Genomic DNA, 24,573 nt, shown 5'->3' on the forward strand with positions numbered 1-24,573 from the left:
GGGAATTTATTTAAAAAATAAGTAGGTTGATAAAATATGGATAAAAAGAGTAATGAAAAAGGATTTTCTTTAATTGAAGTATTAGTAGCTATGGCGATTATGGGAATTATATTATTTGCATTTTTTAATATTATCAATACTAATGAAAAGGCCAACACTAAAAATGAAGCAGATATAAGTTCCTTAAATTATGTTCAAAGTGAAATAGAGAATTTAAGAGAGAAAATAAAAAGTGGGACATTTGATTTTGACAGTCTAGATAAGCGAGAAGATGGAACGGTGGAATATGAAAAATTAATAGATAAATCAAATAAAGTTGTATATGATAAAGTACTTAACAAGGATGATGTGAGCTTGTATGATACTCCATATAAAGAGATTACAACAATAGAAGATAAAGATGGCAATATAATTGACAAGGAAAGTATTACAAACAAAGTAAAGGTTATTGTAGAGGATAAAAGTGGTCAAATATACAAAATAACTGCAACAGGGAAAAGCATGAATGACTATTCAAGTAAAAAAGAAGTTAAAATTGTAACTGAAATATTTAAAGATAAATAATTTTACTTGGGGGTGAGATTTTGAGGAAGTGGAATAAGATAAAAAACGAAAGAGGAGCGGCGTTAGTTTTAGTTTTGGTTGTAGTAGCATTGCTTTCTATTGTTGGGGTGACATTTTCAAATCAAATAGCTAATAGAATAAAGTCTACAAAGACTACTAATGAGGTGATACAGGCCAAGTATTTAGCAGAGACCTGTGTGGAAAATAGTGTTGATAAAGCATATGAAAAATTGTATGATGAGCTTGAAAAAATAGACAATGAGTTTAAAAAAGATAACAATAAGGAAAATAAGGTAACTTCAAGAACAGTAGCAAATGAGGATAAAGAGGAAAATCTTGAAGAAATACAACTTAATTATATGAATAATATAAAATATTATCTAGCTACAGCTTGTAAAGAGTTAGAGAAAGCAAGAGATGAACTAATAGAAGTAGAAAAATTAGGTATTATGCAAGATGGTGATGCGAATATGGTTTACTCTTCTATTGATTCAAATAAAAAATTTATATTAGCGTTGGGTGAGAAATACAATACTGGTGATATTTCTAATATAACACGACAAAAATTAGAATCAGATATTGATAATATGGTTAATTATGAATCAAAGCTTTTAGGAAATGATATGATGTTTAAATTCTTTTTAGAAGATGGTAATGTTGAAAAAGATGAACATATTGATAATGCGTTTATACACACATATAAAGCTTTGGATAAAATTTCTTTAGCTATACAAAATATGAATGAATATAGGCATACGATATTTCATCGTAATTCGTCAAAAGTAGAAGTTTTAGATGAAATTCCAAATCAAACACAATATTTAGAATTGATACAAAGGGATTTGATTGATAGAAATTGGAGTAAATGTTGGGATGAATTGAATAAATATATAGAAGAAATTCCAAATAGAAGCAAAGAATTAAATGATTTGAGAACTAAATTATTTGATAATGTACAAAAGTTTGAAGTTCTAAGTTTAAATATATCTAAAGGAGAAAAAAATACATCAGAAAATTATGTACAATACAAGAATCTATTATATGAAATTATAGAGCAGTTTAATAAAATCAAAATTGGAATGTACAGAGAGCTACCTTCAAATTTTGATGCATTTGGATTAAGTGAAACTTTGAAACAACTTCAAAGAGAAACACTGACAGAGATAAAATGTAGAATAAAAGAACTAAAACCTCAAGAGGTGGCTAAAACAGAAGATATATCTTTAAAAATACCTTTTTATAAAGCTGAATATGATGCGACAAAAGAAGATTGGTTAAATCTAATTGAGAATGGATATAGCACAGAGATGAAATTTACAGTTACTGGAGATAAAAATGGAATAACTGAGATAGAACCAGAGAAAATCGAAAAAATTATTCCTGGATTAGGTGAGGAAGTAAATTCAAATTCAAAATATAAAGTTCAGGCAACTGTAAACTTTAAAATCAAGAAAAATGAGTCAGATAACGATAATATAAAAGATATAATTTCAATTAGTCATGACATAAGTTCATATAAAAAAATAAACTAGATACAAATAAAAGATAATTTAGTGTAAATTAAGTAATAAAATAACCTTATGTATTTATTACTAAAAAAGTAAGTAAACTAATAGAAGATATGGAGAATAAATATTATGTATATTTATGATTTATTAGAACAAGGTATAAGATTGAACGCATCAGATATACACATAACAGTTGGTACAAATCCTGTAGCTAGAGTCAAAGGAGGATTTGTAAAGCTAAGTGAACAAATCTTGACACCAGAGATAACAATGCAAATGGCCAAAGACATAGCTGGGGAATCTATGTTTAAAGTAATAGAAGAACATGGAGAAGCTGACTTTTCAGCTTCTCTAAAAACTGGAGAAAGATTTAGGGTAAATTCCTATAGACAAAAAGGAAATTATGCAATAGCAATAAGAACTATAACAGCAGAAATACCAACTTTTGAGAAACTAGGACTTCCAGAAAACATAAAATCCTTTACTGAAAGACATAAAGGATTAGTTTTAGTTACAGGGCCTACAGGAAGTGGTAAAAGTACAACACTTGCAAGTATGATAAATATAATAAATGAAACACAACAAAAACATATAATTACACTAGAAGACCCAATAGAGTATGTCCATCACCATAAACAAAGTTTAGTAAACCAAAGAGAAGTAGGAACTGATACAGAAAGTTTTCACTCAGCTCTTAGAGCTATTTTACGTCAAGACCCAGATGTAATTCTAATAGGGGAAATGAGAGACCCGGAGACTGTGTCAATAGCATTAACAGCCGCAGAAACAGGACATCTAGTATTTTCAACACTACATACAGTTGGTGCTGCTAAGACAATAGACAGAATAGTGGACATGTTCCAGCCAGCTCAACAACAACAAATAAAAACTCAATTGTCTACAGTTTGTGAAGGAGTAGTATCACAACAATTACTTCCTACATCAGATGGGAAAGGTAGGATAGCTGCAATTGAATTGATGTTTGCAACACCAGCAATAAAAAACCTAATAAGAGAAGGAAAAACATATCAAATTCCAAATATGATACAAACTGGAGTTAAAGCAGGTATGAAAACTATGGATCAAGATTTGATGGAACTTTATAAAAATGGAAAGATTACAAAAGATATGGCACTTAGTAGATGTACCGACCAAGAATTTATGACTAGAATGATAGGTGGCGTAAATTATAATGGAAATTATAGTCGTTAATTTATATGTATTTGTAATTGGTATAGTATTTGGAAGTTTTTTTAATGTTTGTATTTTTAGGATTCCAGAATGTATATCTATTTCTAGCCCCCCATCTCATTGTATGAGTTGCAATACTAGACTAAAACCTATGGACTTAATACCAGTTTTTAGCTATTTAATGAGTGGTAGAAAATGTAGGTATTGTGGTGAGAAAATTTCTAGCAGATATGCTATAGTAGAGTTAATTACAGGAATTTTATTTTTAACAGTGTTTATGGTTTATGGAATATCTATATCGACTATTTATTATTTGGTTCTTGTATCTTTATTAATTGTAATAGCATTTATAGATATTGACCACTTTATAATACCAGATAGGATACTAGTTTTTGGAGCTATATTTGCTATAATTTTTAATCTCCTACTAAAAGAAGTTTCAATTAAAGATTCTATTATAGGTGCTTTTGTATGTGGAGGAAGTGTTTGGCTTATAGTAGCTCTAATTGAATTTATAATAAAAAAAGAATGCATGGGTGGAGGAGATATTAAACTATTCGCAATGTTAGGCTTATATATGGGCACTAAAAATGGTCTTTTAACAGCTTTAGTGAGTGTTTATGTAGGAGCAGTATATGGAGTTTGTGTGATAGTTTTCAGTAAGATAAAGGGAAAGAAATACAACTCTGTTATACCTTATGGGCCATTTATATCAATTGGAGCATTGATAACAATTTTATTTGGAAGACAATTACTTGAATTTTACTTTTCTATACTTATGTAGATGATAGTTAAATTTAATGTAATTTTAATTTTTATAAAAGTGAATTAAAGTAATCAATAAGGACAATATTATTATTAACCCTACTACAGAGTACTGTAGACTATGGAGTATATAATAATAATTTCCTTATTTTTTGCATATTTGATAAATAAATCCTTATATATTTTTTGTGATGGAGTAAAGAAAAATTCGTATAATATGTTTTTTATTTACATAATAACTGTAGTTTTATCTGTATTAATATATCTAAAATTTGGGATTAGTGCAGAATGTGTACAATATATAGTATTAATTCCATTTTTAATAATTATATCTATTATAGACTACTACACAATATATGTATATGATATAACAATAGTTAGTGGTATAATAGTTCAAGGTGTAATTTTTTTAATCTTTTGCAATATAGTGCAAATTGACTATATAAGTCATATATTTGGACTGGCAATAGGTTTTATTATACCTTATATTATTGCTAAATTTACAAAAGGATTAGGCTATGGAGATGTAGGTCTCTATAGCTTATGTTGCTTTGCATTGGGAAATAATTATGGATTTTATGTGATAGTTTTATCATTTATTTTAGCATTTTTATTTTTTGTTATTTTATATGGAATTAAAATTTTTAAAAATATAAATATCAAAAAACAAATTCCTTTTACACCATTTATTTCTCTAGCGACAATTATAATAATATTTACAGAGTATAATATATTTGATTTTTATTATAGTTTGTTATATAAATTTCTATAACAGGAGGTAAAAAATGTACGTAGTAGTAGGGTTAGGAAATCCAGGAAAAAAATACGAAAAGACTAGACATAACGTTGGATTTGATGTCATAGATATTCTTGCAAAAGAATACAACATTAGTGTTACTAAAATAAAACACAAAGCTTTAATTGGCGAAGGCAGAGTAGGTACTGAAAAAGTATTACTAGTAAAACCACAAACTTATATGAATTTAAGTGGAGAAACATTAATAGATATATATAAATATTATAAGGTAGATTTAAATAATATAGTAGTAGTGTATGATGATATAGATTTAGATGTTGGAAAGATACGCATAAGAAAAAAAGGAAGTGGTGGTACTCATAATGGAATGAAATCTATAACGAAGTGTTTAGGTTCAAATGATTTCCCAAGAGTAAGAGTAGGTGTATCTAAGCCAGAAGTTGGCCAAGACTTAGCAGATTTTGTACTTTCTAGATTTAGAAAAGAAGAATCTGATAATATAAATGAAGCACTAGAAAAAGCGGCGTGTGCTGTTGACTCAATAATAAGAGAAAATATAGACATGTCTATGAACAAATACAATGGATAGTGAGAGGGAGATTTAAATGAATGATGTTTTTTTATATCCTTTGCAGAACTCAAAAGAGTATAAAGATATAATAAACTGCATAAAAAATACAAAAGGCTCATTATTGGTTAATGGACTTTTACCAGTACAAAAACCTCATATATCATATTCTATGTTTAATGATTTGTCACGACAAATGATTTTTATCACAAGTAGTGATTTGGAAGCAAAAAAAGTATATGAAGATTTAAATTTTTATGTTGGGGATAAGGTCGAATATTTAGGATTTCAAGATATTTACTTTTATCATTTAGATGCAAAGGACAGAAACGAAGAAGCAAAAAAATTAAAGGTATTGTTAAAACTAGCAAAGAAAGAAAAAATAATTTTAGTAACTTCTATTGAAGCAGTTTTAAGAAAATATATACCAAAACAAGTTTTACTTGATAGTGTATCTCATTACAAAGTGGGGGATAGTTTAGATTTAGAAAAATTAACTGAGAAGTTAGTTTCCTTAGGATATGAAAGAGTTTCAAAAATAGAGGGGTTTGGTCAATTTAGTATAAGAGGTGGAATTATTGACGTATTCTCACTTGAGTATACAAATCCGATTCGTATGGAATTATTTGATGATGAGATAGATTCCATACGAACTTTTGACGTATTTTCTCAAAAATCAATTGATAAGTTACAACAGTTCTCTATAACTCCTTCAAGAGAATTTATTTATCCAGAAAAAACTACAGATGCATTAGTTAGGTTAAAAAAAGAAACAACTAAAAATACTGATGAAGGAACCTTTCAAAATATAGAATATATATCAAGTAATACTTATTTTGAAGGTGTAGAAAACTATATAGATTATATCTATCCAGAAGAAAACAAAAGTATATTTACTTATCTAGCAGATGATGCAATAGTATTTATCAATGATATAACAAGACTTAAGGAAAGATGTGAAAATTACTTAAATGAGTTTAGAGAAAATTACAAACTAAACCTTGAAAGAGGTTTGGCTGTTAAAAATCAAGGAAAACTATTATACCATTATACAGATTTGGAGTACCTAGTAAAAGACAAGTCTGTAGTCTTAAATTCAATATTACCAAAGTCTATAAATAACTTTTCTGTAAAATCCATAATAAATTTTGAAAGTAGAGAAGTACCTACATTTAATGGAAAAGTAGACTTACTTGTAGAAGAATTAAATCGGCTGAAATACAATGGTTATAAAATAATTTTGGCTACAAATACATTGGAAAGAGCAAATAAATTAGGAAAAGATTTATTGGATAAAGGCTTAGAAACGACTGTTTCTAAAGATAGAGATATTGAAATTAAATCTTCTCAAATTGTAATTGTACCTGCACATATAAATAGTGGTTTTCAGTATAAATCTATAAAATTTGTTGTTATAACAGATAATGAAATGATAGGTGTTTATAAAAGAGCCTCTAAGACTAGTAATAAAAAAGCAAAAAAAGGAAAGAAGATAGAGTCATTTTTAGATTTAAGCGTTGGAGATTATGTAGTACATGAAAATAGTGGTGTAGGTAGATACACAGGAATTGAACAGATTACAGTTAATGCAATCAAAAAAGATTACATGAAAATAGTTTACCAAGGAGGAGATAATTTATATGTACCAATAGACCAGATGGATAAAGTACAAAAATATATTGGTGCAGAGGTAGAAAAAGTTAAGTTAAATAAGCTTGGAACCAATGAGTGGACAAAGGCAAAGGCAAAAGTCAAAAAAGAAATTGAAGATATGACAAAAGACTTAATTGAACTCTATGCAAAACGTGAAAAGATACAAGGGTATAAGTTTTCAAAAGATACACCATGGCAGGCAGAGTTTGAATCCTTGTTTCCATATCAAGAAACAGAAGACCAATTAAAAGCAATAGAGGAAACTAAAAAGGATATGGAATCAAGTAAAGTAATGGATAGACTTGTCTGTGGAGATGTTGGCTATGGAAAAACAGAAGTAGCAATTAGAAGTATTTTTAAGGCATGTATGGACCAAAAACAGGTTGCAGTATTAGTTCCAACAACAATACTGGCTCAACAGCATTACAATACATTTAAAGAAAGGTTTGAAAATTATCCTTTGAGAGTGGAAGTTTTAAGTAGATTCAAGACTCCAAAACAACAAAAGCAGATTATTGAAGATGCTAAAAAAGGGTTAGTAGATATTCTAATTGGTACTCATAGAATAATATCTAAAGATATAAATTTACCAAACTTGGGTCTTGTAGTTATTGATGAGGAGCAAAGATTTGGTGTAAAACACAAAGAAGCTTTAAAGAAAATTAAATCTACAGTAGATGTGCTTACACTTTCAGCAACTCCTATACCAAGAACTCTACATATGTCTTTAAGTGGGATAAGAGATATGAGTGTTATAGAAGAACCCCCACAAGAAAGACATCCTGTAATAACATATGTTACTGAGAGTAAGGAAAGCGTAATTCAAGATGAAATAGAAAGAGAATTAAGTAGAGGTGGACAGGTATTCTTTGTATACAATCGAGTTGAGCATATTGAAGAAATGGCAAGTATGATTCAAAAGCTTGTCCCAGATGCTAGAGTAGCTGTTGCACATGGAAGAATGACTTCTAAGTCACTAGAAAATATAATCTTAGGATTTTTAAATAAAGACTATGATGTGCTAGTGTGTACTACAATAATAGAAACAGGTATGGATATATCCAATGCAAACACCATGATTATATACGATGCAGATAAAATGGGATTAGCTCAGTTATATCAGTTAAGAGGTAGAGTTGGAAGAAGTTCCAGACAAGGATATGCCTATCTCATGTATGAAAAAGATAAAACTTTAAGTGAAATAGCAGAAAAAAGATTAAAGGCTATTAGGGAATTTACAGAATTTGGCTCAGGTTTTAAAATAGCGATGAGAGACCTTGAAATCAGAGGAGCTGGAAATATTTTAGGTTCTCAACAACATGGTCATATGGCAGTTATAGGTTATGATTTATATGTCAAAATGCTTAATGATGCAATTAAAAAGGTTAAAGGTGAGCCTATTGTTGAAGAAATTGATGTTGAAATAGATTTAAGTGTAAATGCATATATTCCAGACAATTATATTAAGGATGAATTGATTAAGATTGAAATGTATAAGAAAATTGCTTCTATTGAAAATAGGGAAGATATGTTGGATATACAAGAAGAACTTGAAGATAGATTCTCTGATATACCTAAACCAGTACAAACACTACTTACAATAGCTTATATAAAATCGTTGTGTAAGATATTAAAAATAGAAAAAATTAGACAAGTAAAAGATGAAATATTATTAGTTCCAATAACAAAGTATAGAACTAAACAAAAAATAGGTTATAATATAGTTACAGAATTAGAAGAACTGTTAGAAAAAATGTGCAAGGTCAAATAACTTGTAAATTTAAGAAGGGATGTTTTAAATTTGAAAAAAGTAATAACGTTAGTAATAGCTATGATAGTTGTAGTATCAATAACAGCTTGTAGCGCAAGCACAGATGGAACTGTAGCAACAGTAAATGGTACAAAAATATCATCAGATGAATTTAAAAAAACTATAGCTCTTTACAAAGATTCTATGGAACAAACTTATGGAAAAGACATCTGGGACAAAGAAGTTGAAAAAGGAGTAAAGTATAAGGACAAGTTTAAAGACTTAATTCTTGAACAACTTATAACTACAGAAGTTATATATTCACAAGCTAAAAAAGATAACTTACTTCCTAAAAAAGAAGATGTTGAAAAAAGTTTTAAAGATTTAAAAGATGCTATGAGTAAAGATGAAAATTATAAAAAACAACTTGAAAAATTAGGTATAGATGATACATTTTTAAAAGACCAACAAGAAAAAGATTTAGCTATGCAAAACTATCAAGCTAATTTTACTAAAGAAACTAAAATATCAGATGAAGAAATGAAAAAATACTATGATGCACATAAAGATGAATTCAAAAAAGATGAGGTAGAAGCTTCTCATATTTTATTAAAAACAGTAGATGACAACAATAAACCACTTTCAGAAGAGAAAAAGGCAGAAGCTAAGAAAAAAGCTGAAGAAGCCCTTAAAGAAGTTAAATCAGGTGAAGATTTTGCAAAGGTTGCAAAGAAATATTCACAAGATGCTTCAGCAAGTGATGGTGGTAAATTAGGATTCTTCTCAAGAGGTCAAATGGTCGCTGAATTTGAAGAAGCAGCATTTTCTATGAAAAAGGGTGAAATATCTAACTTAGTTGAAACTCAATATGGATACCATATAATCAAAGTAACAGACAAAGTAAATGAACAAACCCCATTTGAAGATTCTAAAGAAACTATAAAAGATCAATTATTAAAAAACAAATATCAAGAGAAAATAGAAAAATTAACTAAAGAAGCTAAAGTAGAAAAAGATGAAAAAGTAATAAATACAATCACAATCTAAAAACTAAAAAAATAGTAATATGCTTAAAAAAGCTATATCTGGAGAAGATATAGCTTTTTTTGTATATTTTTCTTAACAATGGTAAAAATAAACTTAAAGTAATTTATGGAGGGATTAAAAAATATGAAAGCAACAGGTATAGTTAGAAGAATAGATGATCTTGGAAGGGTAGTTATCCCAAAGGAGATAAGAAAGACATTAAGAATTAGAGAAGGAGATCCTTTAGAGATATTCACAGCAAAAGATGGAGAAGTCATACTTAAAAAATACTCTCCAATAGGAGAATTAAATGAATTCTCCCAAGAATATGCTGAAACATTAGCAGAAGTATTAGGATATGGTGTATTAATAACCGATTTAGATTCTATAATAGCTGTATCTAAACTTCCTAAAAAAGATTATAAAGAAAAAAGTATAAGTGATGAGTTAGAAGCAATAATAAGTGAAAGAACAGTAAAATACTCAAAAGATAAAAATATTTTACCTTTATTTAAAGAAGACCAAAAGGAATATATTAGTCAAGTTATTATGCCTATAATTAGTGCATCTGGTGATTGTATAGGTTCGATTGTAGTTGTTTCAAAAGATAAAGATACAATTGCAGAAAGTGAAGAAAAATCTTTAAAAATAGCTGCTAACTTTTTAGGAAAACAAGTTCAATAATTTTATCATAAAGACCTTTTACGTGAAGGTCTTTTGAAGTTTTTGTTTAAAATATTGAATATAGCATTAAAAATATGGTATATTAAAGTTTGTTATATAAACAGTATGGAGGTTATGTTATGAACAATAACAAAAACAAAGACTCCTTTTTAAAAGGAGCCCTTATACTTGGGCTAGCAGGTGTAATCGTAAAAATAATGGGTGGATTTTTTAGAATTCCCCTTGGGAACATGATTGGTTCAGAAGGAATGGGATACTATCAGGCTGCTTATCCTGTGTACACTCTATTTTTAACATTAGCTACTGCTGGATTCCCAACAGCTGTGGCAAAATTGGTTTCGGAAAAAGTTGCTATTGGAAATTATAAAGGTGCAAATAAGATATTTAAAGTATCGCATACAGTTTTATTTATAACTGGTATAATATCATTTTGTATATTGTTTTTTGGGGCCGACTACATAGTAACAAACATAATGAAAAATCCTGGTGCATTGTACTCTATGAAAGCTATTGCTCCAGCTTTATTATTTGTTCCAGCGATGTCAGCATATAGAGGATATTTTCAAGGTAGACAAGACATGACTAAGATTGCTGTGTCTCAAGTTGCAGAGCAATTTTTTAGAGTTGTATTAGGTCTTACTTTGGCCTACCTACTTATGAAAAGTTTTGGGCAAACTTTAGGAGCAGCAGGTGCTATATCAGGAGCTACAATAGGTTCAGTAGCATCTATGGTTTATCTGATGTTTGCTTATATGTTAGGAAGAAGAGAACGTAGAGCTGAGATAGATGCGAGTCAAAGGTTCAAGGATGAACAAGTTTCTTATATCTTTAAAAAGCTTTTAACAGTTGCTATTCCGATAACAATAGGTGCATCAGTAATGCCACTTGTAAATATGATAGATAATGTTATTGTAATAAGAAGACTTATGGAAGCAGGCTTTACATATAAAGTAGCAAATTCAATGTTTGGTCAATTGACAGGTATGGCAATGGCAACAATAAATTTACCAGCCGTTATAACAACTGCAATGAGTATGAGCTTAGTTCCAGCTATTTCTAAAGCATATGCATTAGGTAATAAATCAAAGGCTAGAAAAGATACTAAAAATGCTGTTAAGGTGACTTTGCTTATAGTATTACCTTGTGCGTTTGGTATGGCATCATTAGCGATACCAATAATGGGTCTTTTATTTCCACATGAGCCATCATCTGTAGGAACTATCTTGTTTACTCTTACTCCATGTGTACTGTTCCTAGGATTAATACAAACATTAACAGGTATAATTCAAGGAATGGGAAAACCAATAGTTCCCGTAATTGCTCTATGTGTGGGTATGTTATGTAAGATTGTTATAAGTTACACATTGACAGGTATACCAGATATCAATGTATTAGGTTCAGCTTTTGGAACAGTTACAGCATACTTTGTGGCAGCTATGATTAACTTATTATATGTTAAAAAATATATGAATGTAAAATTTCCTAAGAAGGAATTTATAATAAAACCATTTATAACAGTTATGACAATGTTTATAATGGTTAAGTTGAGTTATGGTGCTTTAGTTGGATTATTGGGCAATAGTCTGTCTACAATAATCGCAATAGGTGTTGGTGGGATTGTATATGTAGTAGTTATTCTTGGAATAGGCGGAATTAAAAAAGAAGAGATATTAACTATGCCAAAAGGTGATAAATTATATAAATTGTTAAAAAAAGTTAAACTTATAAGATAATATAGGAATATATATGCAAATAAAGGAAATACTATACAAATAGTAAAGCTCCTTATTTGTATAATAATACAAAAATAAAGTGAAATTTGCTAATGGGAGTGATGTTATGGGTAAGATAAGTATTGTAGGGCTTGGACCAGGAGACTATTCTCTTATAAGCCAAGGTGTACTGGAATCTTTAAAAAATAGCCCTAGAGTCTTTTTTAGAACAGAGAAACATCCAATAATTGATAAACTTAAAGAAACTATACAATACACTTCTTTAGATTACTTTTATGAAAATGAGGAAAACTTTGAGAGTGTTTACTTAAAAATATCTGAATTTATTATAGAAGAATCTATAAAAGGTGATTTAGTATATGCGGTTCCTGGTCATCCAAGGGTCGCAGAAAAGACTGTAAGTATAATAGAGAGACTTGCCGATGAAAAGCACATAAAAGTGGAGATAGTACCTTCTATGAGCTTTGTAGACGCTATGTTTAACTATTTAGCTATAGACCCATCTGATGGATTTAAATTGATAGATGCTTTTGAGATAGAAAACTCATACATAGATTTAGATACAAGTATGATAATAACTCAAGTGTATGATAAATTTATAGCATCAAATGTAAAGTTAAAACTTATGGAATATTATGACTATAATCAAGAAATATGTATAGTAAATGGAGCAGGTGTCAAAGATTTAGAAAGTAAAAAGTTTATAAAATTATGTGAATTAGACAGAAATGAAAACTTTTTTGACTATTTAACTAGCTTATATATACCCAAAAGTTCTAAAAAGATGTATAATACAGTACATGACTTAGAAATAATAGTTAATACATTAAGAAGTCCATCTGGATGTGAATGGGATAAAAAACAAACACATCAATCATTAAAAAATTCTGTTATAGAGGAAGCATATGAACTTTGTAATGCAATTGATAATAATGATATAGATGAAATGGTAGAAGAATTAGGAGATGTTCTTTTACAAGTTATATTCCATTGTCAGATAGGTAATGAGGAAGGCTACTTTGATTTAAAAGAAGTGGTAAATGGTATATGCAAAAAATTAATTCATAGACATCCTCATATATTTAATGGTGTAAAACTAGATATGTCTAAGTTTGAAAAAACTTGGGAAGAGTTAAAGCAAGAAGAAAAAGGCGAAAGCACTGTAACAGATGGCCTTAGAAGAATACCAAAACATTTACCAGCTCTTATGAAGGCTAGTAAAGTTCAACATAAAGCAGCTCTTGTTGGCTTTGATTGGGACAATGTAGAAGATGTATTTAAAAAAATTGAAGAAGAATATCAGGAATTACTTGACGAACACAGGGTCGGGAATATAAAATACATAAAGGAAGAACTAGGCGATTTATTATTTTCGATAGTAAATCTAGCTAGATTTTTAGACATAGACTCAGGAGAAGCCTTGAACTGTACTACAGATAAATTCATAAATAGATTTGAGTTTGTAGAAAAAAGTGCAATGAATTTAAATAGAAAATTAGAAGACATGACACTTGAAGAGATGGATGAATTTTGGAATCAGGCTAAAAAACAATAAAATTGTGGAAGGAAATTTGTCAAAAATCTAGAACTTTTATCAGAAAGATAGGAGTCTATATTATAAACATTTTTAGGAGGTAAATATCGTGAATAAAGCTGAATTAGTATCAAAGATGGCAGAAAAAAGTGGATTAACAAAGAAGGAAGCAGAGGCTGCGTTAAACGCATTTATGAGTTCTGTTCAAGATGCACTAGTAAATAATGAAAAAGTTCAATTAGTTGGATTTGGAACATTTGAGACAAGAGAAAGAGCTGCTAGACAAGGAAGAAATCCAAGAGATCCAGAGCAAATTATAGATATACCAGCTTCTAAAGCACCAGTTTTCAAAGCTGGAAAAGGATTAAAGGATACAATAAATGGATAATTAGAAATCTTGTGAAAAAGTGTGGATAAATTTACCACACTTTTTCTATAGAGCTAAGGAAGGTGATAATTATGAGATTAGATAAGTTTTTAAAAGTATCTAGGATTATAAAGAGAAGAACTGTTGCTAAAGATGCATGTGATAAAGGAATTGTCACTATAAATGGAAAAGTCGCTAAATCTTCTTCAGAAGTGAATATTGGAGATACACTAGAAATACAATTTGGAGAGAAGAAGATGAAGTTTAAGATAAATGAAGTAAGAGAGCATGTATTAAAAAATGATGCAAAAGAAATGTACGAAATTTTAGAATAAAATTAATAGTCCTCTAGTATATTAATAGTAGTATTAGTGAAATATTTACTGGGGGGATATTATGGAACAGAACATAACTTTGAAAGATAGATCAAAGCTGGTTATTTCAGGAGTCGAGCACATATATTCTTTTAATGATAAAAGAGTAGAGCTTAAAACTTCTGTAGGCGAGATGGTAATTGAAGGCGAAAACCTAGATATGAGCAAGCTAAGTATAGACGAAAATATAATTAGCATAGATGGAACTATAAATTCTATGGTATATGCAAAGCCTAAAAAGCCACAAGAAAGTTTTTTGAAAAAGGTATTTAGATAGATGATACCTTTTACTCAAGATGTAAGTATTTTCTACGCTACTATTTATGGTGGAATACTCATAGGAGTGTTGTTTGATTTTTATAGAGGCCTGAGAGGGAGTTTTAAATTCATCAATTATTTTGCAATAATTTTTGATGTATTGTTTTGGTTTCTGGCAACCATTATAATATTTATAACAATAAACCTTACAGAGTTTTTTAATTTAAGATATTACCATTTTGTGGCTTTGTTTATTGGTTTTATTTTATACTATAACACCATAAGTAAAATTGTTTTATCAATTATCAATAAAATAATTCGTTTTGTGAGGAATTCTTTTAAAAAAGTTACACACTACATAGTCAGTTTTTTAAACAATTTGTATTACGTTATAATCTATTCACTACACCTACTATTTGATATTATATTTTATATACCAAACATATTTATGGCAACAAAAAAAAGTATAAAGAGAAAATCAAATAAAAAATCAAAAAACAAGAAAAAATCAAAATCTAAGAAAAAAACTAAAACTAAAAAAAGGGTGTAGGAAAAATGAACTTAAGAAAAAAATTTTCAGGACAAATTATTGTTATCAGTTTATTTTTAGGAATATCAATTTTTAGTATAATGACAGGATTTGTGTTTGAGTACGAAAAAGCTAAAGAATATAAAACAGAAATAGCAAGTCTAAATAAACAATTAAAAAAGACTGAAATACAAATAAACAGCTTAAAGAAAGATGAAAAATCATATGAAGGAGACTTAGAAGAAATAGCTAGAAAAAGGTTAAACATGGTAAAGCCTAATGAAACCGTTTATGTAGATATAAATCGCTGATTAAAACTGGCTAATAAGTCTACAAGAATATTGATTTTAAAATTTAAGATTAAATAAAAAAGTCATTCAGTTTAAGGATGACTTTTTATTTTGATTAAGGAGGAATTTTATAATGAAAATAGGAGCTATTGATATTGGGACAAACTCAATGAGATTGTTGATAGTAGATTATGTAGATGGAAAACTTATAAATAGAAAAAAATTTGTTAATACAACTAGAATTGGGCAAGGCGTAGATAGCGAAGGATATATAAAGGAAGATGCGATTCAAAGAAATATAAAAGCATTAAAAGAATTCTCTGACAAGTGTAATGATGAAAAATGTGAAAATATTTATTGCATGGGGACATCTGCCCTTAGAGATAGTAAAAATGGAGATTACTTTGTTAAACTAGCAAAAGAAGAAGTTGGTATAGATGTTGATATAGTTACGGGTATAGAAGAATCAAATTTGGGCTTTAAAGGTGTTTTAGAAGGTATACAAGAGGATAATGATATTATTGTTATAGATATTGGAGGAGGTTCAACAGAGTTTATTGTAGGTGATTCAGATGGAATTAAATTTAATAAAAGTGAAAATGTAGGAGCTCTTAGAATGACAGAGAAATTTTTAAAACACGATATCATTGAAAATGAAGAGTTTGAAGCTATGAGTTCATTTATATATAATGAAATTAGTGAGACTTTAAATTACATAAAAGAAAAGGGATTAAAAACTCTTATAGGTATAGGAGGTACAATCACATCATTGTCAGCAATGAATCAAGAATTAGAAATTTACTCTATGGAAAAAATACATAACAGTAAAATATGCAAAAAAGAAATAGAAGAAATTCTACAAAAATTAATAAAGATGACATTAAGTGATAAAAAGAACTTAAAAGGGCTACAAGAAAAACGTGCGGATATTATAACTGCTGGTGTAAAAATATTGAATATAATAATGGAAAAATTAGAAATAGAAGAAATAACCGTAAGTGAATACGATAATTTGGAAGGCCTAATATGTCAAAAGTCAAAAAAAATGTATTAATATTTTTTGATATTTGGAACCGATTATGACAAAAAAAATTACTCCTCTTTGTTACAATTCTTAATATAAACAAAAGAGGAGGTTTTTTTATGCAAAGAAGTGTAGCAGTTGTAAAGAACAAAACTGTAAAACCAAATGTCATAAAATTAATAAGCGGATATATTGATTTTACTACGGTGGCATTCGCCGTAATGGGATTTTTACTTAGTAGGTCTATTATAGTAGACTCTGTAGCTCCTTTAGGAATTGCCTTTTTTATATGTGCATCAAAGATTGATAAGTATAAGATACCTGTATTTATATCAACATTAATAGGAATATTGTTATCATTCAATGATTTTGGAAATGTAGCAAAATATGCTGTGTGCCTTACAATATTTATGGCATTAAATAAGAAACTAAAACTATTAGATTCAATTGCCAAAATGGCGTTTATAGGTGCAGTAGTATTACTTCCAATTTCCATGGGACAAGCTTTCTTTTCAGATAGGTGTGTATATAATCTGCTTGTTGCAGGTGTAGAAGCAATAATAATGTTTATATCTATATATGTATTTTCTTATGGTATAGGTTTAATGGCCAATGTCAACAATAGGATGTCTGTACGGACAGAAGAAGCCATATCAATAAGTTTACTGCTAACCTTTAGTATAATGGGGATAGGAGATATATCTTTGTTTGGAATATCGATAAGGACCATTTTGTCAACTGTATTGATATTACTGACCTCAATAGTAGGTGGAGCTACTATGGGAGCATCTAGTGGTGTAATTATTGGTGTGGCATCTATTTTAAATAATATGACATCAGCTATTTATATGGGTATATATTCTTTTTCAGGATTAATAAGTGGTGCATTTAATAAGATAAACAAATATTTCTGTATATTAGGATATATTCTAAGTTGGACAATAATATACCTATATACTTCTGGTATTACTTCAAACATGATGCAACTAAGAGATATATTGTTAGGGTGTTTGATAGTGCTTGTGTTGCCAGAAAGATTATTCAATAAGATTGAAAAATTAATAAAAAGTAATGTAGCTTCAAATGAAATTGTATACGATTATATTATGAGAAGCAAAAACTTAACGAATAGTCGATTAAATAGTATATATAAAACTTATGATGACCTTGCAGATACATTTGATAAGATAAGAGAAAAGGATAAAGTGTTAGACCAAAGAGACATAGCGAATGTAATAGATATGATTCATAATGATGAATGTAAAAGTTGTAGTATGAGAAGAATGTGTTGGGAATCAAGATTTAATCATACATACACTATGATATATAATATTCTTGAAAAAATTGAAGAGAAAGGAGAATTAAGTGTAAACGATATACCTAAAAATTTTAGAAAGGAATGTATGAAGCCAGAATCAATAGTGAAAATATCAAATCACTATTATAAAATGTTTGTATTAGATTATGATTGGAGTGTGAAGTTTTCAGAAAGTAGAAAATTAATAGCAAACCAGATAAGAAGTATTTCAAAATCAATTAAATCGCTGTCTCAGGACTTAGAGGGCGATATAATGTTGGATATAGAGAAAGAAAAAAATATATATGAACAATTAGAGAGATATGATATAACTGTTGATAAAGTAAGTTACTTAACAAAGAGTAACAGCGAATTTGAAATATCAATAGAAAAGAAGACTTGTAACGATGGTTGCATGTGTGAAAATAAAATTGTAGATATAATTTCAGACCTAGTAGGAGAGAATATGTCTGTTAGAAAAATAGGATGTCACTGTTTAGGAGGTAAATGTAAAGCAACATTTGTTAAGTCTCAAAAATATAAGGCTGTTACAGAAGTTTCAGCAATGTCTAGGGATGGACATATCCTTTGTGGAGATAATTACACATATATGGAGATAAATGATGGTAAATATATGATGGCTATAAGCGACGGTATGGGAAAGGGTAAAAAAGCTTATGAAGAGTCTTCTGCTACTATTGATATACTAGAAAAAATGATAGATGCAAAGATTAAAGATGAAATAGTCATAGATACTATAAATAATATGTTGTTATTAAAGTCTTCAGAAGAAATGTTTTCAACTCTCGATTTAGGTATTTTAGATTTAAAACGAGGTTGTTTAGAAACTATAAAGATGGGAGCATGTTCTACCTATATAAAAAGAGAGGATGGAGAAGTTGATTTAATATCATCATCATCTTTACCTGTTGGTATATTATCAGATGTAAAGATTGATAGAAAAAATGTAAAAGTTAAGGAAGGTGACTATGTTATAATGGTTTCTGATGGAATTGTAGATGCAGGAAGAAATAACAATTTAGGCGATAATTGGTTAATATATTTCTTAAAAAACATAGAAACTACTAATCCAAAGGAAATTTCAAATTTAATATTAGATAGAGCATTGGAGTTACAAGCGTTACAAATCGAAGATGACATGACTGTTCTAGTTACAAAAATATGTACAAAATAAAATTTATAAATTTCTGTGTATAATATGTGGATAACTTGTGTATAATATGTTAATAGACTTTTGAAAAAAGTAAAGTTATTAACAAAAAAAACGTATAAATCAACAAAATTTGTTGATAAGTATGGCATAAATGTTAATAAAATGTAAAAAAATAAAAAATAAAAGCTATTATCAAAAGAGATTCATGTTGAAATAACTAAATTTCTAAGCAAGTAAAGCCTGTGAATATGTTGATTATTATGTGGATAACTATTAATTCGATATTTATTTATATAGTATGAATAATTGAATAATATATCTAAAAAAAGCCATCCTATTATTAAGTAAACTTATTGAAAGGATGGCTTTTTATGAATAGGAAATTGTGCAAAGCAATAATACCTTTATTTATCTCTATTTTTTGCATGTTAATAATAAGTATAAAAGCTGACCAAGGATATCAAAAAAATAATGATAGAGCAATTACTGTCATGAATAATGATACTGAAGATGATGCTGAAAAAAAACAAGAAATAGATTATGAAAAAACATGTTGGAATTTACAGTCTCTATTTAAAAGTGATGACCAATGGAAAAAAGAACTTAAGAGTTTTAATAAAGATACAAAAGAACTTAAAAATTACATAGGTAAAGTTACAAAGTCACCAACGCATTTGTCTTTTGCGTTAGATATCAAAGAGAAACTTGATATAAGATTAAATAAACTTTCTGCCTATGTAAAATTAAAACAAGATACTAATAAAAATTCATATAAATATTTAGATATGAGTGATAGTATGGGTAAATCTTATGGAGACTATATGGGGATTTGCTCAGATTTAGAGTTAGAGATATTAAAATTATCAAATAGAGATTATAAGAAGATTATTTCAAATAAAAATATAAATAGAAAATATGGTGTATATTTAAGAGATATAAGAAGAAATAAAGTACATTATTTGGATGATAAATCAGAAGATATTCTAAGTAAAGTGTCTTCAATAAGTAGTCTTCCAAGTCAAGTATATGAATTATTTAGAAATATGGATAGAAAAACTAATCTGACACCAGCTCAATATGCAAGTGAATTGGAATCTCCAGATAGAGAAAATAGAAAAAAAGCTTATCAAGATGAACTCATTACTTATAATGATAATATAAATACAATTGCGGGCTTGATTACTGGCCAAGTTAAAAAGAATATATTTTATTCTCAGGAAAGAGGTTATGAGTCGTCTTTAGAAATGTATTTAGAATCTGATAATGTAGATGAAAAAGTATACAATAATTTAATAAGAACTGTAAACAGTAATATGGATAGTTTACACAAATATATAGACTTAAGAAAAAAAGTCTTAAAGTTGGATAAGGTTCACTCATATGATATGTCTGTACCTATAGTTAAAGCTGTTGATAGTAATATCAACTATGAAAAGGCACAAAGTATAGTATATTCAGCATTATCACCTTTGGGAAAAGAATACAATGATGTGGTATACAAAGCGTTTAATGAAAAATGGATAGATGTTTATTCACATGAAAATAAAGTAAGTGGTGGATATTGCTTATCTGTCTATGAAAATCATCCATATATACTTTTAAATTATAATAATTCATTAGGCTCAGTTTCAACTTTATCACATGAATTAGGTCATGCTGTATATGAATATTTAAGTTCTAAGAATCAAAATTATTTTAATTCAAATCCATCTATATTTACTCATGAAGTTGCGTCTACTACTAATGAGGCATTGCTTTATGAGATGCTTATAAGAGAATCTAAAAGTAATGGAGAGAAAGCCTATTATATAACACAATATCTAGACTTAATAAAGGATACTCTTTATACACAAACTATGTATGCTGAATTTGAAAAAACTATACATGAATTAGTAGAAAAAGGAAAAAGTGTAAATGCATTAGTGTTAAACGATGCTTGGGGACAACTTCTTAAGAAGTATTATGGGCAAAACTATGAATTAGACCAATTATCTAAGGTCGGATGGGCAAGAATCCCACATTTTTATAATAGTTTTTATGTCTATAAATATGCTACAGGTTGTAGTGCAGGAGTGAGTTTCGCCCAAGATATACTAAAAAATGGCTCAGATAATTATATAAATTTTCTTAAAAAAGGAAGCTCAGATTATCCAATAGACTTATTAAAAGGAAGTGGGATAAATTTAACTAATACAAAACCTATAGAAAATACAATAAAAAAATTTGACAGCTTAGTAGCAGAACTTGAAAAGCTATTATAAAAGATTTATTATAATCCACATGGAAAATATATCGAATTAATGTTAAAATATACTAAAAGTTTAAAGTCCTATTATATAATAGGACTTTTTATCTATTAATTAGTGGGAGATGATTCTATGCAAGTTAAAGTTAAAAAAGCTGTAATACCAGCAGCAGGTTTAGGTACTAGATTTTTGCCAGCGACAAAGGCACAACCAAAAGAAATGTTACCAATAGTTGATAAACCAACTCTACAATACATAATAGAAGAGGCTGTAGCTTCAGGAATAGAGGAAATACTAATAATAACAGGCAGAAATAAAAAATCTATTGAAGACCACTTTGATAAATCTGTAGAATTAGAACTTGATTTAGAAAAAAAAGGTAAAAAAGAGTTGTTAGAAATAGTACAAAACATATCTAACATGATTAATATACATTATATAAGACAGAAAGAACCAAAAGGACTGGGAGATGCGATTTATTGTGCTAGACACTTTATAGGTGATGAGCCTTTTGCTGTAATGCTAGGAGATGACATTGTAGACAATGATGTGCCTTGTTTAAAACAATTAACAGACGCATATGAAGAGTATAGAACTACAATATTAGGTGTGCAAAAAGTGAATCCAGAAGATACTAATAAATATGGTATAATAGAAGCTAAAAATATAGAGGGCAGGGTTTATAAAGTAAAAGATATGGTAGAAAAACCAGAATCAGGGAAGGCACCTTCAAATATAGCTATTTTAGGTAGGTATATAATAACTCCCGAAATATTTGATATCCTTAAGGATTTACCTCCAGGCAAAGGTGGAGAAGTACAACTTACAGATGCTTTAAAAGTATTATCTAAAAAGGAAGCCATGTATGCATATAACTTTGAGGGTAAGAGATATGATGTTGGTGATAAATTAGGATTTTTAGAAGCGACTGTCGATTTTGCTCTAAAGAAAGAAGACCTTAAGGAAGATTTTATTAAGTATCTAAGACATGTTTGTAATGAATTTGATAAAGATGTCAATGTGTTATACAATAATACAAATGAAGAAATAGATTCAAATAAGATTTGTGAAATTAAGGAACTCGAAATTCAAAAATAATTAGGAAAGGTGATGTAGTGTGGCAAAATCAGGTCAAAAAAAGATTAATAGAATAATAGCTGTTGGGATTGTGGGTGTTCTTGTATTAACAAGTATAACAGCTGTTTTAAGTATGATTGCAGCTATGTTATAGAAATAAATAACTACTGTGGTATACATAAATATAAAAACCATATATAACTTGATGTAGTCAAAAATTTACAGAATTCTAGTTATATATGGTTTTTAGAATTTATAAAGATAAAAAATAATTTTTATAACAGTTGCATATTTTAAGGGAAAATATTATTATAAGATATAAATATAGTGATAAATTTATAGAAGCGTGCTAAGATTGGACTTGAGATATAATAAATATAATGGATAATAATGTTTTAAATTTTATTTATTGACCATAATGTATAAATAGTGATATTATTAGACTTAACTGTTTGAATAAAACTTTTCTTTTTCATGCCTTCAATTTCCAAAAAAAGTATATATATAAATGAATATATAGATGAGGAGGATTTTTTTGATTTTAGATGATAAAGTATTAGAAGGATTGGGTAGTAAAACATTAGTTGAACTACGAGAAATAGCAAAAGAATTAAAAATAAAATCAATTACTACATATAAGAAAAATGAGCTAATTGAGATTATAAATTCTAAGAGCAAGAATGAAGTAAAAACAAATGAGATAAAAGCAAATGAAGAAATTAAAGATAAAGATAAAAATGAAAATATAAAAGAAGACATGAAAAATAGAAAAGAAAATATAGAGAACGAAAGCATAGAAAAAGAAGTTGAATATAAGAGCCCTGCCAAATCATATAACAAAAAAGAAATAGATAATCAGAATATTTCCCAAAGCCAAGATAACAGAAACCAAAAAAATGATTATAATAAGACATCAAGTACAAATGATTACAATAAGACATCAAGTACAAATGATTACAATAAGGCATCAAATACATGTAATAGAATGGTCAGAAATAATAATAAAAACTATTATATGCCTAAACAAGTAGATGAATCTAAGATAGTAGATGAATTTAACACATCAAAGGAAGATGAAGTAGTCGGTGTACTTGAGATTTTACCAGATGGATTTGGTTTTTTAAGAGGCTCAAATTATTTATCTACTGAAGGAGATGTATATGTTTCACCATCTCAAATAAGAAGATTTAATATGAAAACAGGAGATAAGATTAAGGGTATAACTAGACATCCAAAAAGTGGAGAAAAGTTTAGAGCACTTTTATATGTTCAAAAGATAAATGATGAGAACCCTGATACAGCTATACAAAGAAATGCATTTGAGACATTGACACCAATCTTTCCAGAAGAACGACTTACACTGGAAACAAATAGAAATGAGATAGCTACAAGAATTATAGATTTAATTTCTCCTATAGGTAAAGGACAAAGAGGATTGATAGTTGCACCTCCAAAAGCTGGGAAAACAATTCTTTTAAAAAGTGTCGCAAACAGTATAGCTAAAAACCATCCAAATGTTGAACTTATAGTCCTTCTTATAGATGAAAGACCAGAGGAAGTTACTGATATGAAGGAGTCTATTGAAGGAGATGTTATATATTCTACTTTTGACCAAGTATCAAGTCATCATGTTAAGGTTGCAGAAATGGTATTAAATAGAGCTCAAAGACTAGTTGAACACGGTAAAGATGTAGTAATCTTACTAGACAGTATAACTAGACTTGCAAGAGCATATAACCTTACAATATCTCCTACAGGTAGAACTTTATCTGGAGGTATTGACCCTGGTGCACTTCATGGACCTAAAAAATTCTTTGGAGCTGCCAGAAATATAAGACAAGGTGGTTCTTTGACAATACTAGGAACAGCACTAGTTGAAACTGGCTCTAGAATGGATGATGTAATTTTCGAGGAATTTAAAGGTACAGGAAATATGGAATTACATTTAGATAGAAAATTAGCTGAAAAAAGGATATTCCCTGCAATTGATATTTATAAGTCTGGGACAAGAAGAGATGACTTATTGCTTGATGATGAAGAAAAAACAGCTCTTTGGAGATTAAGAAGAGAAATGAGTAATAATTCAGTGATGGAAATTACAGATAAAGTCATTGAACTTATAAAAAGAACTAAAGACAATAAAGAATTTGTAAAATCGATAAAGAGTTTGTAAAATCAAGGAATAATTGTAAAAATAGATTATA

Annotated in this window: 21 protein-coding genes; all 21 read left to right on the forward strand. The window is 28.6% G+C overall.

Going from position 1 to position 24,573, the window contains the following annotated elements; translation table 11 throughout:
• Positions 1–36: 36 nt before the first annotated feature.
• Positions 37–564: a prepilin-type N-terminal cleavage/methylation domain-containing protein gene (locus KGF41_RS16630; protein ID WP_227829104.1), complete on the forward strand. Its 528-nt coding sequence runs from the start codon at positions 37–39 to the stop codon at positions 562–564.
• 20 nt (positions 565–584) lie between these two features.
• On the forward strand, positions 585–2,096 hold the full coding sequence (locus tag KGF41_RS16635; RefSeq protein WP_227856996.1) for a hypothetical protein: 1,512 nt from the start codon (positions 585–587) through the stop codon (positions 2,094–2,096).
• 105 nt (positions 2,097–2,201) lie between these two features.
• The gene (locus tag KGF41_RS16640) at positions 2,202–3,284 is read left to right on the forward strand and encodes a type IV pilus twitching motility protein PilT (RefSeq protein ID WP_227829102.1); all 1,083 of its coding nucleotides are present in this window, start codon (positions 2,202–2,204) and stop codon (positions 3,282–3,284) included.
• Complete coding sequence (locus KGF41_RS16645) at positions 3,265–4,047, forward strand: A24 family peptidase (RefSeq protein ID WP_227856997.1); 783 nt, start codon at positions 3,265–3,267, stop codon at positions 4,045–4,047. Before KGF41_RS16640 ends, KGF41_RS16645 begins: the two co-directional genes overlap by 20 nt.
• Positions 4,048–4,245: 198 nt before the next feature.
• Positions 4,246–4,800 carry a prepilin peptidase gene (locus KGF41_RS16650; RefSeq protein WP_227829100.1) on the forward strand — a complete coding sequence of 185 codons (555 nt, stop codon included), beginning with the start codon at positions 4,246–4,248 and terminating at the stop codon, positions 4,798–4,800.
• 13 nt (positions 4,801–4,813) lie between these two features.
• Positions 4,814–5,374 carry an aminoacyl-tRNA hydrolase gene (gene pth / locus KGF41_RS16655; protein WP_227436306.1) on the forward strand — a complete coding sequence of 187 codons (561 nt, stop codon included), beginning with the start codon at positions 4,814–4,816 and terminating at the stop codon, positions 5,372–5,374.
• A gap of 16 nt (positions 5,375–5,390) precedes the next feature.
• On the forward strand, positions 5,391–8,777 hold the full coding sequence (gene mfd, locus KGF41_RS16660) for a transcription-repair coupling factor (protein WP_227856998.1): 3,387 nt from the start codon (positions 5,391–5,393) through the stop codon (positions 8,775–8,777).
• A gap of 30 nt (positions 8,778–8,807) precedes the next feature.
• A complete protein-coding gene (locus tag KGF41_RS16665; RefSeq protein ID WP_227829098.1) occupies positions 8,808–9,803 on the forward strand; it encodes a peptidylprolyl isomerase in 996 nt (331 codons plus the stop codon).
• Positions 9,804–9,926: 123 nt separating this feature from the next.
• Positions 9,927–10,466: a stage V sporulation T C-terminal domain-containing protein gene (locus KGF41_RS16670; RefSeq protein ID WP_227436300.1), complete on the forward strand. Its 540-nt coding sequence runs from the start codon at positions 9,927–9,929 to the stop codon at positions 10,464–10,466.
• Between the two features lie 119 nt (positions 10,467–10,585).
• A complete protein-coding gene (locus KGF41_RS16675; protein ID WP_227829097.1) occupies positions 10,586–12,199 on the forward strand; it encodes a polysaccharide biosynthesis protein in 1,614 nt (537 codons plus the stop codon).
• 106 nt (positions 12,200–12,305) lie between these two features.
• On the forward strand, positions 12,306–13,754 hold the full coding sequence (gene mazG, locus KGF41_RS16680) for a nucleoside triphosphate pyrophosphohydrolase (RefSeq protein WP_227850623.1): 1,449 nt from the start codon (positions 12,306–12,308) through the stop codon (positions 13,752–13,754).
• Positions 13,755–13,842: 88 nt separating this feature from the next.
• On the forward strand, positions 13,843–14,121 hold the full coding sequence (locus KGF41_RS16685) for an HU family DNA-binding protein (protein ID WP_227436295.1): 279 nt from the start codon (positions 13,843–13,845) through the stop codon (positions 14,119–14,121).
• 71 nt (positions 14,122–14,192) lie between these two features.
• Entirely contained in the window at positions 14,193–14,435 is a 243-nt protein-coding gene (locus tag KGF41_RS16690; RefSeq protein ID WP_227436285.1) for an RNA-binding S4 domain-containing protein, read from the forward strand.
• Between the two features lie 61 nt (positions 14,436–14,496).
• A complete protein-coding gene (locus tag KGF41_RS16695) occupies positions 14,497–14,751 on the forward strand; it encodes a YabP/YqfC family sporulation protein (protein ID WP_003421411.1) in 255 nt (84 codons plus the stop codon).
• Positions 14,752–15,282, forward strand: coding sequence for a spore cortex biosynthesis protein YabQ (yabQ, locus tag KGF41_RS16700; RefSeq protein ID WP_227829095.1), 531 nt, complete (start codon positions 14,752–14,754; stop codon positions 15,280–15,282). It begins immediately after the preceding gene.
• A 5-nt stretch (positions 15,283–15,287) separates the two neighbouring features.
• Positions 15,288–15,572 carry an FtsB family cell division protein gene (locus KGF41_RS16705; RefSeq protein WP_227436281.1) on the forward strand — a complete coding sequence of 95 codons (285 nt, stop codon included), beginning with the start codon at positions 15,288–15,290 and terminating at the stop codon, positions 15,570–15,572.
• A 112-nt stretch (positions 15,573–15,684) separates the two neighbouring features.
• Entirely contained in the window at positions 15,685–16,605 is a 921-nt protein-coding gene (locus KGF41_RS16710; RefSeq protein WP_227856999.1) for a Ppx/GppA phosphatase family protein, read from the forward strand.
• 89 nt (positions 16,606–16,694) lie between these two features.
• Positions 16,695–19,067, forward strand: a complete 2,373-nt coding sequence (spoIIE, locus tag KGF41_RS16715; protein WP_227842871.1) for a stage II sporulation protein E — start codon at positions 16,695–16,697, stop codon at positions 19,065–19,067.
• A gap of 350 nt (positions 19,068–19,417) precedes the next feature.
• Complete coding sequence (gene pepF / locus KGF41_RS16720) at positions 19,418–21,307, forward strand: oligoendopeptidase F (RefSeq protein WP_227829092.1); 1,890 nt, start codon at positions 19,418–19,420, stop codon at positions 21,305–21,307.
• 117 nt (positions 21,308–21,424) lie between these two features.
• Positions 21,425–22,390, forward strand: coding sequence for a UTP--glucose-1-phosphate uridylyltransferase GalU (gene galU, locus KGF41_RS16725; RefSeq protein ID WP_227829091.1), 966 nt, complete (start codon positions 21,425–21,427; stop codon positions 22,388–22,390).
• 499 nt (positions 22,391–22,889) lie between these two features.
• Positions 22,890–24,542 carry a transcription termination factor Rho gene (gene rho, locus KGF41_RS16730; RefSeq protein ID WP_227850622.1) on the forward strand — a complete coding sequence of 551 codons (1,653 nt, stop codon included), beginning with the start codon at positions 22,890–22,892 and terminating at the stop codon, positions 24,540–24,542.
• The last annotated feature ends 31 nt before the right edge of the window (positions 24,543–24,573 follow it).

It is taken from the genome of Clostridioides sp. ZZV14-6150 (assembly GCF_020657875.1).
Classification (GTDB): domain Bacteria; phylum Bacillota; class Clostridia; order Peptostreptococcales; family Peptostreptococcaceae; genus Clostridioides.